This window comes from Streptomyces sp. SCPE 10 (assembly GCF_051980735.1).
GTDB classification, from domain to species: domain Bacteria; phylum Actinomycetota; class Actinomycetes; order Streptomycetales; family Streptomycetaceae; genus Streptomyces; species Streptomyces misionensis.
Genome location: NZ_CP197069.1, coordinates 3,459,594 through 3,471,383 on the forward strand (window position 1 = coordinate 3,459,594; position 11,790 = coordinate 3,471,383).

Annotated in this window: 10 protein-coding genes and 1 pseudogene; 8 read left to right on the top strand and 3 right to left on the bottom strand. The window is 72.3% G+C overall.

The annotated features are described in order from the left end of the window. Positions 1-76 precede the first annotated feature (76 nt). The 6 genes from ACSP97_RS16085 (at position 77) to ACSP97_RS16110 (ending at position 5,652) form a co-directional block, all read left to right on the top strand. On the top strand, positions 77-271 hold the full coding sequence (locus tag ACSP97_RS16085; RefSeq protein WP_382009005.1) for a hypothetical protein: 195 nt from the start codon (positions 77-79) through the stop codon (positions 269-271). Positions 272-370: 99 nt separating this feature from the next. Beyond that, on the top strand, positions 371-3,043 hold the full coding sequence (gene haaT, locus ACSP97_RS16090; protein WP_355321850.1) for a cyclophane-containing RiPP biosynthesis TPR protein HaaT: 2,673 nt from the start codon (positions 371-373) through the stop codon (positions 3,041-3,043). 74 nt (positions 3,044-3,117) lie between these two features. Continuing rightward, the gene (gene haaA / locus ACSP97_RS16095) at positions 3,118-3,294 is read left to right on the top strand and encodes a HaaA family cyclophane-containing RiPP peptide (RefSeq protein WP_355321848.1); all 177 of its coding nucleotides are present in this window, start codon (positions 3,118-3,120) and stop codon (positions 3,292-3,294) included. Between the two features lie 13 nt (positions 3,295-3,307). Then, entirely contained in the window at positions 3,308-4,489 is a 1,182-nt protein-coding gene (locus tag ACSP97_RS16100; RefSeq protein ID WP_440558030.1) for an FxsB family cyclophane-forming radical SAM/SPASM peptide maturase, read from the top strand. A 23-nt stretch (positions 4,490-4,512) separates the two neighbouring features. Next, complete coding sequence (haaN, locus tag ACSP97_RS16105) at positions 4,513-4,998, top strand: cyclophane-containing RiPP N-acetyltransferase HaaN (protein WP_355147975.1); 486 nt, start codon at positions 4,513-4,515, stop codon at positions 4,996-4,998. A 141-nt stretch (positions 4,999-5,139) separates the two neighbouring features. Continuing rightward, positions 5,140-5,652: a DUF2165 domain-containing protein gene (locus ACSP97_RS16110; protein WP_355147977.1), complete on the top strand. Its 513-nt coding sequence runs from the start codon at positions 5,140-5,142 to the stop codon at positions 5,650-5,652. A gap of 4 nt (positions 5,653-5,656) precedes the next feature. Here ACSP97_RS16110 and ACSP97_RS16115 read toward each other — a convergent pair whose 3' ends face one another. The 3 genes and pseudogenes from ACSP97_RS16115 to ACSP97_RS16125 form a co-directional block, all read right to left on the bottom strand. Continuing rightward, positions 5,657-6,223, bottom strand: coding sequence for a hypothetical protein (locus ACSP97_RS16115; RefSeq protein ID WP_440558032.1), 567 nt, complete (start codon positions 6,221-6,223; stop codon positions 5,657-5,659). 89 nt (positions 6,224-6,312) lie between these two features. Continuing rightward, a complete protein-coding gene (locus tag ACSP97_RS16120) occupies positions 6,313-8,898 on the bottom strand; it encodes a bifunctional FO biosynthesis protein CofGH (RefSeq protein WP_440558034.1) in 2,586 nt (861 codons plus the stop codon). Between the two features lie 96 nt (positions 8,899-8,994). Continuing rightward, positions 8,995-9,193, bottom strand: a pseudogene (locus ACSP97_RS16125) (LLM class F420-dependent oxidoreductase); the annotation flags it as partial. Between the two features lie 87 nt (positions 9,194-9,280). Between ACSP97_RS16125 and ACSP97_RS16130 the strand changes: the two are divergent. Both ACSP97_RS16130 and ACSP97_RS16135 read left to right on the top strand, forming a co-directional pair. Continuing rightward, complete coding sequence (locus tag ACSP97_RS16130) at positions 9,281-10,828, top strand: CehA/McbA family metallohydrolase (RefSeq protein WP_440558036.1); 1,548 nt, start codon at positions 9,281-9,283, stop codon at positions 10,826-10,828. A 483-nt stretch (positions 10,829-11,311) separates the two neighbouring features. Then, positions 11,312-11,707 (top strand): nitroreductase/quinone reductase family protein, encoded by a 396-nt coding sequence (locus ACSP97_RS16135; protein WP_355523695.1) that lies wholly within the window; start codon positions 11,312-11,314, stop codon positions 11,705-11,707. The last annotated feature ends 83 nt before the right edge of the window (positions 11,708-11,790 follow it).

Consider the following 11,790-nt stretch of genomic DNA (forward strand, 5'->3'; position numbering starts at 1 on the left):
GCACCGCCCGCCCGTACGACGGTGGCACTCTAATCGACCGGGTACGGCCCCTTCAGCGACTCAAAGCGACCCTCACGTGTCATTCACGCCCGTCAATGACCGCTTCCGCCCCACCCGGAATCCGATCGAGCCCGAATCCGAGCGGATCGACGCCGTCCGGGTGGAACGCGCCGAGGAGTGGCCGCGCTACGCGAAGACCGTGCTCACGACCGACCCGCCGACCTACGACACCAGGTGCGGCCGGGTGACGGGGACGGAGGTGGAGAGGTGAGATCAGGCCGGATCACCGCGGCGGGGGACACGGCCTTGACCCGGGTCCGCGGCGGCTGGTCCGCTTGCCTCTCGGGCTGGGACGTGGTTCGGGGGGCACATGAGGATCAGGCGGGGTGCGGCGCTCGCCGCGATCGCCGTCATCGGCGTGGTCACGACGACGCTGGCAGGCCTCGTGACGAACGTCGTTTCGGCACAGTCGCGTTGGCCTCCCTGGCTGCGCTGGTTACAGGTCCGCCCCTGGCTGTCGTTCGTCGTCCTGGGAGCCGTCACCGCCGGACTGGCGGCCATGCTCGCCGTGCTGGACGACCGACGCTCCGGGCGGCGGAACGGTGAGCCGCCGGCACACACCGGCGACACCGCCGATCCGCCCGGTGCCGCACTCGTCCTGCGGTCGCTTCCGCGTGACACCACGGCCTTCACCGACCGGTCGGCCGAACTCGCCGCGCTGCGAGACTCGGTACGTACCGCGCAGGAGGCCGGTTCGGCACTGCCCGTCCACCTGATCGACGGCATGCCGGGCGTGGGCAAGACGGCCCTCGCCGTGCACGCCGCGCACATCCTGTCCGAACGTTTTCCGGACGGCCAGCTCTTCGTCAACCTCAACGGGCACACGCCCGGCCGCACTCCCGTACAGCCCGGCGAGGCGCTGGCCGCCCTGCTCACCGCGGCGGGGGTGCCGACGCACCAGATCCCCGTGGGTGACGACATCGGCGCGGTCACGGAAGCACGCGCCGCCATGTGGCGAAGCAGGCTGGCGGACAAGAAGGCGCTGCTCATCCTCGACAACGCCGCCGGATACCGGCAGTTGGAACCGCTGCTGCCCGGCGGGGGCGGCTGCCTGGTGCTGGTGACCAGCCGGAAGCGGCTGGCCGGGCAGGAGGAGGTGATCCTGCCGGTGGACGCGCTGCCGCCGCGGCACGCGGTGGAGCTGTTCGTACGGCTCAGTGCCCGGCCGGCCGACGAGCTGGACCACGGCGTGTTGAACGAGCTGGTGCGACTGTGCGGTTACCTCCCCCTGGGGATCTCCCTGCTCGCGGCCCGGCTGCGCCACCATCCCTCCTGGAGCGCCCGCGATCTGTACGAGCGGTTGGTGGCGACCCAGGACCGGCTGGGCGAACTGCGTTCCGGGGAGCGCGCCATCACCGCGACCTTCGATCTCTCCCACCGTGATCTTCCTCCGGAACGGCAGCGCTTCTTCCGCCGGCTCGGCTGCTACCCGGGCACCGATCTCGACGCGTACGCCGGTGCGGCCCTCGGTGAGGTCCCGGTCGCCGAGGCCCGCCGGCACCTGGACGGTCTCTATGACGACCACCTGATCGAGGAGCATCCTGGGAGCCGCTACCGCTTGCACGACCTTCTGCGCGACTACGCCCGCGGTCTCGCCGCCGAGGGAGACGACATGGACCACCTCCAGTCCGTCCAGCGCGTGTGCGCGTACTACCTCTGCGCACTCGCCGTCGCCAACGGGCACCTCGTCCGCAGCGGTGCCATGGTGCCGCCGCCTCCCGACGGCGCCCGGCGGCTGGAGACCCCGGCCCTCGCCTCGCGGGTGGACGCGCTGAGCTGGCTGGAGAACGAACGGGCGAACATCCTGGCCTGCATCCGGCGTGCGCACGGTCTCGCCCTGTACGACACCGTGATCCGGCTGGCCGTGGCCATGGCTCCCTTCCTCCGCCAGGCCGGCCCCTGGGACCAGGCCGTCGGGCTGCACCGGACCGCGGCCGAGGCAGCCCGCCGGACCGGGGACGAACAAGCCCTGGCGAACGCCCTCGCCGAGCTGGGGGTCGTACGGCGCTTCATGGCCGCCTACCCGGACGCCGTCGCGGCCCTGGACGAGGCAGTTGCGCACTACGACGCCGTCGGGGACCTGCGTGGCAAGGCGGACGCCCTGAACCAGCTCGGCATCGTCTGGTACCTGACCGCCGACAACGAGGACGCGGCGCGCGCCCAGACCGATGCGCTCGGCCTCTACCGCAGGCTGGGGTACCGGCTCGGTCAGGCGAACGCGCTCGCCGATCTCGGCATGGTCTGGCGGCAGACGAGCCGCTTCGAGGCCGCGGTGGAGACGCAGAGCGAGGCCCTGGCGATCTACCGGGAGCTCGGCGACCGCTACGGGGAGGCGAATTCGCTCCGGGACCTCGGTGTCGTGCACCGTCTCCTGGGCGCCTACGACCTGGCCGCGCGCCACCACCGGCAGGCGTTCGACATCTACGTCGACCTGGACGACCGCGAACACCAGGCGTATGCCCTCAACGAGCAGGGGGTGGTGCGGAGGCTCACCGGGGATCCGGAGGGCGCACGGGCGGCGCACCGCCAGGCCCTGACCTACTTCACCGAGCTCGGTGACCGGTACGGCAGGGCGAACAGCGTCCTTCTGCTCGGCACGGTGGAGCGGGCATCCGGTGATGCCGCCGCGGCGCTTTCCCTGTCGGAGGAAGCGCTGGCCACCTTCCGCGAACTCGGCAGCCGCGGGGGTGAGGCCGCCGCACTGAGCGAGCTGGGTGTGGCCCGTGGGATGCTCGGCGACCCGGATGGCGCCGCCGAGGCCTTCGCGCGCGGTCTGGAGCTCCTCCGTGCGCTCGGCAACCGGTACGGCGAGGCCGAAGTGCTCAACAACTGGGGGACGTTGCTCGCCGACACCACCCCGGACACCGCCCGGGATCACTTCCGGCGTGCGCTCGCCCTCGCCCGGGACATCGGCAGCCCGTCGGAGCAGGCGCGGGCGACGGAAGGTGTCGAGCGCTGCGACCGTACGGCCGACGCTGGCTGAAATGACCGTTATGGCACAGCGGTTGGCGCTGTTACGTTGCCCGGACCCGGCCCGTTGCCCGCAAGGAGTGCTGCATGTCGTCACTCATGACCGATACCGCGCCGGACAAGCGCCCCGCGGTACCCGAGGCCGGCGTCCTGGACCGGGTGGCCGCCCGTGTCAGGCTGCGTCTGGAGGCCGAACAGGCCTCCGCCGACCGGGTCGGCGACGGCACGCACGCGGCCTCTCTCGCCTGTCCCCGGTCCGTGTGAGCGCAACCGCTCCATGACGCGTCCCGACGCTCCCGCGCCCTTCGGGACGTTCATCCTCAAGGTCGCCAACCGCTGCAACATCGACTGCGACTACTGCTTCGTCTTCAACTCCAAGGACCAGACGGCACGTCGCCTGCCCGCCCGGATGAGCCTGGCTGTCGCCCGGGCGGCTGCCCGCCGGATCGCCGAGCACGCCGAGGCCCATGAACTGCGCATCGTTCATGTCGTCCTGCACGGCGGGGAGCCGCTGCTGGCCGGCGTCCCGCACCTCGCCGCCCTGCTGGGCGCGGTCCGTGACGGCATACCGGACCGGACGACGGTCCGCTTCGAGCTCCAGACCAACGGAACTCTGCTGTCCCCCGCCTGGCTCGACCTCTTCGAGAGGTACGGCGTGACGGTGGGGGTCAGCCTCGACGGGCCCCCGGACGCGAACGACCGGCACCGGCTGACCCACCGTGGCCGGTCGAGCACGGCCGCCACCGTACGGGGCATCGAACTGCTCCGAACCCGGCCGCACCTGTTCGCGGGGCTGCTCGCCGTGGTGGATCCGGCGAACGATCCCGTGGCCGTGCACGACTGTCTGGCCGCCTTCGAACCGCCCGTGATCGACTTCGGCCTGCCGCACGCGACCCACGACGATCCCCCGTACCGTCGCGACACGGAAGTACCCGAGTACGGGCGGTGGATGAGCAGGGTCTACGACACCTGGCTCGACCGGCCCGAGCACCGGCACAGCATCCGCATGCTGGAGGACATCGTGGCCCTGAGCTCCGGCGTGCACGGCTCGGTGGAAACGCTCGGCCTGGCCCCTCAAGCCGGGCTCGTGATCGAGTCCGACGGCTCGGTGGAAGGCGTGGACACCCTGCGATCGGTCGAGGAGGGTGCCTCCCGGCTCGGCCTCGACGTCTTCCACCACTCGTTCGACGAGGCACTGTGGCACCCGAAGCTGTCGCATCGCCGGTACGGCAAGGACGCGCTCGCCGCGAAGTGCCGCGCATGCCCGCTCGTGGCGGTCTGCGGCGGAGGCTATCTCCCGCACCGCTTCAGCACCGCCGCCGGATACCGGAACCCGTCCGTCTACTGCGCGGACCTGGAGTATCTGATCCGGCATGTACAGAGCTCCCTCCGGCGGCACGGCTGGGAACCCGGGGCCGCGCCGCCCGGAGGTGATACCGAGTGGGAGCGAACGAAGTGACCGAAGAGCGACAGGAGGCCCGGATGGCCGAGACGATCCGTCCCGCGGAGAAGCGGGACGTTCCCGCCCTGGCCGAACTGATCGAGGAGATCGAACGGTTCTACGGGGCCGCCGACTGCGACATCCAGCCGCTGGAAGAGCGCCTCTCCCAGGTGGAGGAGGCTCTGTTCGGAACTCCGCCGATGGCCTGCGCCCTGGTCGTGGAGGACGGCGCCGGAGCCATCGTCGGCCTCGCCGCCTACTCCTTCCTCTGGCCGGCCGCGGGCACCTCGCACTCCCTGTTCCTGAAGGAGCTGTACGTCCGCGACACCCTTCGCCGCCGGGGCGTCGGAGACCGCCTCATGTCGGAACTCCGCTCGCTGGCCGCCGCCCGCCCCGGATGCAGCAGGCTGGAGTGGATGACCGACCGCGACAACCCGGGGGCACGGGCCTTCTACAAGTCGCTCGGTTTCGCCGAGTACGACGGGAAGATCGTCTACCGGGTGGATCCCCGCGTGCCCAAGGGATGACGCTGCTGCACGGTGTCCTACGGACGCGCCCTCATGTCCTCGCGCACTCCGTGCCCGTCCGCAGCGGGAAGCCGGTCGCCCGGATTCATTCTGGCTCAATGCGTATAGGAGACCGCCGAGTTCGTCGGGGAGAATCCAGCCATGATCACCACTGACAACACCCGGCACTCCGGTCTCAGACTGGCGGCCGGTGTGCTCACCGGGATACTCGCGCTCTACATCACCCTCGTCGCGTTCGGCAACATCACGGACTTCGGGACGAACCAGCAGTTCGTGCGGCATGTGCTGGCGATGGATTCGACGTTCAAGGACCACGATCTGATGTGGCGCGCGATCACCAGCAGCGCGCTCCAGGACACCGCGTACGTCCTGATCATCGCGTGGGAGACGGTGGCCGCGCTGGTCCTGATCTGGGGGACGTACCTGTGGGCGGCGCGGCGGGACGACGCGTTCGCGCGGCGCGTCTCGACGTACGGGCTGCTGATGCTGCTGCTGCTCTTCGGCGCCGGGTTCATCGCGATCGGCGGCGAGTGGTTCGCGATGTGGCAGGCCAAGGCGTGGAACGGGGAGGATTCCGCCACCCGCGTCTTCCTGCTCAGCGGGGTGGCGTTGATCGTCAACCATCTGCCGGCCGGCAAGGAGTCCGCCGCCTGACCGGCTACTTGACGACCGTCACGCTCGTGCCCTGATCACCGAAGGCCCACAGGGCGGCGCCGTCCTCCTTGTGCATGCGGATGCCGCCCAGCTTCTGGCCGTTGGCCGGGGGCGGCGAGGCGCCGTCCAGGGCGTTGGAGAAGGCTATGTTCATGCCCTCCACCTTGGTGAAGTACATGACGTGCTCGATCTGGACGCCGTCCGAGCCCTTGAGGGACTGGCGGCGCAGCGTGATCGAGTAGCGGCCGGGCTCGGGGTTCACCGTGCCCGGCCACACCGCGAAGCTGCGGCCCGCCTTGCCGGTGGCGTCGACCAGCCACACCCGCTTCTCCGTGAGCGAGTACACGATCCGGCGGCCCTGCCCCGACTCGTCCGGCAGCGCCGGCGGTCCCGCGGGCGGCTTCGGCTTGGCCGAGCCGTGAGGACTCGCCGACGCCGTGCTGCTCGGCTTCACGGTCGCGGCCGTGGGGTGCGGCCCGTGGTCCGCCTGTACGGCGAGCGCGACGACGGCCACGGTCGCCCCCACCGTCAGACCGGTGACCCAGGCCCAGGAGGGCAGTCGGGCAGCCACGGGTACGCATCTCCTCCGCTATGGGTCCCCCACTCGGACCGGGGGTCGGATCATCGTACTCAGTCCGCCCCCGGCCGAGCACCGGCAGCTCAGTCGAGCACCGGGAGGAGCTCAGGAAGGTGGCCGTCGGAGGCCGCCGCCGCGCGCCGGCGCTCCTCGGGCACCTCGCCGTAGAGCGTGTCGCGGGGCTTCGCCGGACGGCCGGCCGCCTCGGCCACGGCCACCAGGTCGCGGACCGACTTGTACGAGCCGTACGACGAGCCCGCCATCCGCGAGATCGTCTCCTCCATCAGGGTGCCGCCCAGGTCGTTGGCGCCGGAGCGGAGCATCTCCGCCGCCCCCTCCGTGCCCAGTTTGACCCAGCTTGTCTGGATGTTGGGGATCCAGGGGTGCAGCAGCAGACGGGCCATGGCCGTGACCGCCCGGTTGTCGCGGGTGGTCGGGCCGGGGCGGGCGATGCCGGCCAGGTAGACCGGCGCGTTGGTGTGGATGAAGGGCAGGGTGACGAACTCGGTGAAGCCGCCGGTCTCCTGCTGGATGCCGGCCAGGGTGCGCAGATGGCCGAGCCAGTGCCGGGGCTGGTCGACATGGCCGTACATCATCGTGGAGGAGGAGCGGATGCCCAGTTCGTGGGCGGTCTTGACGACCTCGATCCAGGTGGCCGTCGGCAGCTTGCCCTTGGTGAGGACCCAGCGGACCTCGTCGTCCAGGATCTCCGCCGCCGTGCCGGGGATGGTGTCGAGGCCCGCCTCCTTCGCGGCCGTCAGCCACTCGCGGATGGACATGCCGGTGCGGGTGGCGCCGTTCACCACCTCCATCGGGGAGAAGGCGTGCACATGCATGCCGGGGACGCGCTCCTTGACCGCCTTCGCGATGTCGAAGTACGCCGTGCCGGGCAGGTCGGGGTGGATGCCGCCCTGCATGCACACCTCGACCGCGCCGACGTCCCACGCCTGCTGGGCGCGGTCGGCCACCTGCTCCAGGGAGAGGGTGTAGGCGTCGGCGTCGGTGCGGCGCTGCGCGAAGGCGCAGAAGCGGCAGCCGGTGTAGCAGACGTTGGTGAAGTTGATGTTGCGGGTGACGATGTACGTCACGTCGTCGCCGACCACCGACTTCCGCACGTCGTCGGCGATCCGGCACAGCGCGTCCAGCGCCGGCCCGTCCGCGTGCAGCAGCGCCAGGGCCTCGGCGTCGGTCAGCCGGGTCGGGTCGTCGGCGGCCGTGCGCAGCGCCTGCCGCACGTCGGTGTCGATGCGCTCCGGCGCCATGCCGGGGGCCGCCGCCTCGCGCAGCGCCTCCCAGTCGCCGTACACCTCGTCGTAGTCCTCGCGGCGGTCGGCCGTCCGGCCCTCGGTGTCGATGGTGCGGTGCAGATCGGTGCGGCCGGTGGGCGTGAAGGTGTCCTCCGGCTCCTGCCACGGCAGCCCCGCGGGCAGCGCGTCGGGAAGGGCGAGACCGGTCTCCGGGTCGGCCAGCGCGGCGACGTGCGGGCGCAGCCGCGGGTCCAGCCAGGGCTCGCCGCGCCGGACGAACTCCGGGTAGACGCAGAGACGTTCACGCAGTTCGAAGCCGACCGCCCGGGAGCGTTCGGCCAGCTCCTCGATCTGCGGCCAGGGGCGCTCGGGGTTGACGTGGTCGATGGTCAGCGGGGAGACCCCGCCCCAGTCGTCGATGCCGGCGCCGATCAGCCGCTCGTACTCGGAGTCGACCAGGTTCGGCGGGGCCTGGAGGCAGGCGGCGGGGCCCATGATGTGCCGGGCGACGGCCACCGTGGCGACCAGCTCGTCCAGTTCGGCGTCCGGCATGCCGCGCATCGCCGTGTCCGGCTTGGCGCGGAAGTTCTGGATGATGAGTTCCTGGATGCCGTGGTAGGCGCGGGAGACCTTGCGCAGCGCGAAGAGGGACTCGGCGCGCTCCTCGTACGTCTCCCCGATGCCGATCAGCAGCCCGGAGGTGAAGGGCACCGAGGAGCGGCCGGCGTCCTCCAGCACCCGCAGCCGTACGGCCGGCTCCTTGTCCGGGGAGCCGTGGTGCGGGCCGCCGGGCTCGGACCACAGGCGGGTCGCGGTGGTCTCCAGCATCATGCCCATGCTCGGCGCGACCGGCTTCAGCCGCTGGAAGTCGGTCCAGCTCATGACGCCCGGGTTGAGGTGGGGCAGCAGGCCGGTCTCCTCCAGGATGCGGATGGAGATGGCGCGGACGTAGGCGATGGTGTCGTCGTAGCCGTGCGCGTCCAGCCACTCGCGCGCCTCCGGCCAGCGGTCCTCCGGCTTGTCACCGAGGGTGATCAGGGCTTCCTTGCAGCCGAGGGCCGCGCCCTTGCGGGCGATGTCCAGCACCTCGTCCGGGGACATGAACATGCCGTGCCCGGCGCGGCGCAGCTTGCCGGGGACGGTGACGAAGGTGCAGTAGTGGCACTTGTCCCGGCACAGCCGGGTGAGGGGGATGAAGACGCTCTTCGAGTACGTGATGACACCGGGCCGGCCCGCCTGTTCGAGCCCCGCGTCGCGCACCCGGGCGGCGGACGCGGTGAGGTCGGCCAGCGCCTCACCGCGCGCCTGGAGCAGCACCGCCGCCTCGGTGACGTCGAGGGCGACGCCGTCCCGGGCGCGTTTGAGGGCGCGACGCATGGAGTTCTCGGTGGGGCCGGTTCCGGAGGTCGCGGAAGTCGTCATATCTCCACGATACGTTCGCGGTGATCACCGGCGGCCGGGGCCACAGGAAGCTCGCGCACTCGTCCGGGGTGCGCAGCACGTCCCGGTCCCCCGCCGGAGGAGGGTGACCCCGGCGCCGAGGCCGGGCCGCTCGGTGACGGCGGCGGCCCGGGCGGGCGCGACGAAGGGGCCGAGGGTGCGGCCGTGGACGCGCGGGTTCGGAGCGGCGGAGGCCGGCGAATCCGCGCAGCTCCGGTTCGCGGGCGAGTCGGACCGGGGTGACGGTCTCGTCGGTGAGGAAGATCGTGACGGAGATGCGCGCGCCCCCTCTGTAGGGGCCGGGACCACGGTCAACCCCCTTGTTTTACACGAGAGTTCACGCGCGGACGGGAGAATCGGCGCCATGTGTGAGGACACGCACGATCAGGCCCGGGGGCTCGGCAGGCGCGCGTTGTTCGTGACGGGTGCCGCCGCTGCCCTTACGTTGGGACCCGTGAGCTTCGCAGCGGCGGACGGCGGGCGCCAGGAGACCCGGACGGTACGCGGCACCCTGCCGCCCGGCTCGCCCGACTATGTGTACGTGCCGGTGGACGTCCCCGCCGGAGTACGCGAGTTCAGGGTCTCCTACACCTATGACAGACCCTCGGTCCCGGCCGGCACCCCGGGCAACGCGCTCGACATCGGCCTCTTCGACCAGCACGGCACCGAGCTGGGCGGCCGGGGCTTTCGGGGCTGGTCGGGCGGCGCCCGCACGGAGTTCTTCGTGCGGGCCGACGACGCGACCCCCGGCTACCTCCCCGGCCCGGTGCGCGAGGGCACCTGGCACATCGCGCTGGGCCCCTACACGGTGGCGCCCCAGGGGCTGTCGTACGAGCTGACGATCACGCTGACCTACGGCGAGCCGGGCACGACCCCCCGGCCGGTGTACCCGCCCTCCCGGGCGCGGGGCCGGGGCCGGGACTGGTACCGGGGCGACTGCCACCTGCACTCCTGGTACTCCGACGGCCGCCGGACCCCGGCCGAGATCGCGGCCCTCGCGCGCGCCGCGGGCCTGGACTTCGTCAACTCCTCCGACCACAACACCCACTCGGCCCACCCGCACTGGGCGGACCAGGCGGGCGACGACCTGCTGGTCATGCTCGGCGAGGAGATCACCACCCGCAACGGGCACGTGCTGGCGCTCGGCACCGAGCCCGGCACGTTCGTCGACTGGCGCTACCGGGCCCGGGACAACCGCTGGGCCCGCTTCGCCCGCGACATCCGCCGCGCCGGCGGACTGGTGGTGCCCGCGCACCCGCACGCCACCTGCGTCGGCTGCGGCTGGAAGTTCGGCTTCGCCGAGGCGGACGCCGTGGAGGTGTGGAACGGCCCGTACACCCCGGACGACGAGGTGACGCTGGCGGAGTGGGACAACCTGCTGGTCGCCTCGGTGCGCGCGGGCCGCGACTGGCTCCCGGCGATGGGCAACAGCGACGCCCACCGCGCCCCGGACTCGGTCGGCCTGCCCCAGACGGTCGTCCTCGCCGACGACCTGACCCGCGAGGCCGTCCAGGAGGGCATCCGGGCGGGCCGCTCCTACGTGGCCGAGTCCCGGCACGTCACCGTCTCGCTCACGGCGACGGGCGGCCGCGGTCTGCGGGCCGGCCTCGGCGAACGCCTGCCGGTGTCCGCCGACACCCCGGTCACCCTCCGCCTCGACGTCTCCGGCGCCCCCCGCTGCTCGCTGCGCCTCGTCACCGACCAGGGCACCCTCGTCACCAGCGATCCGCTGCCGGTGTCGGGCACGGGCTCGGTGGAGTGGCGCACCACGCCCGCCTACGCGGCCTATGTGCGCGCCGAGGTCCGCCATGAAACGGCGCTCGGCCCGGTGCCGGGGGCGCTGGCGGCGTTCACGAATCCGATCTTCCTGGGCGAGGGCGGCGGGCGGCCCGCCGCAGGGCGCGCTCAGTAGCCGGTCAGGGCCGACGGGCGGCCGACGGTCACGCTCGCGGCGCGCTCCGCCGCCGTGTGGTCGCCGCCGTGGTGGGCCCGCTCGGCCAGTCGTACCGGCCAGTTCGTGCGGCGCGGACTCCAGCGTGGCGGCCTCGTCCGGCCAGGCGGCGGCGAACGCGTCGCACACCGCGGCGGCTTCGGGCCCGCCGAGGGTCTCCTGGGTGTGGCACATGGCGGGCTGGACGGCCCGGTGGGTGCGCCCGGCCTCGTCGCCCGCGTCGTCCAGCGCGCACGCCTGCCCGGACACGCCGGTCCTGACCGTGCAGCCGTCCGAAGACGCGCCCATCCCCGCTCCCCCGTTGCGAAGACCCTGATCGCGGAGGAGGCTGACACGCGGCGGTCGCACGTCGGTCGGGCCGCCACCGGGGCGCCACAGGCCCCGCACGGGGCCGACACACCGGCGTCGCCGGGTGCGAGGGCCGGGGACAGGAGGAGGACGCGGATGCCGGTAACCACGGGACGCAAGCAGCGTCTCGTCACCCGCCTCCAGCGGTACGTCGCCAATCCGGTCAACCGGCGGCTGCCGTTCCAGACGCTGCTGGAGACCACCGGGCGGGTCTCCGGGAAGCCCCGGCGGACGCCGGTCGGGGGACGGCGGGTCGGGGGCTCGTTCTGGCTGGTCTCCGAGTACGGGTACGCGTCGCAGTACGTCCGGAACATCCAGGCCGACCCCCGGGTGCGGGTGCGCGTCGGCGGGCGCTGGCACCGGGGCGTCGCCCATCTGCTGCCCGACGACGATCCCCGGGCCCGGCTGCGTTCCCTGCCCCGGTTCAACAGCGCGGCGGTACGGGCGTTCGGCACGGACCTGCTGACGGTGCGGGTGGATCTGGCGGACTGAACACCCCGGCAACGCCTGACAGCGCATCAGTTACCGCTTGCCGGCCCTCGGGGATGCCCATGGCGCCCACCGCAGCACACATC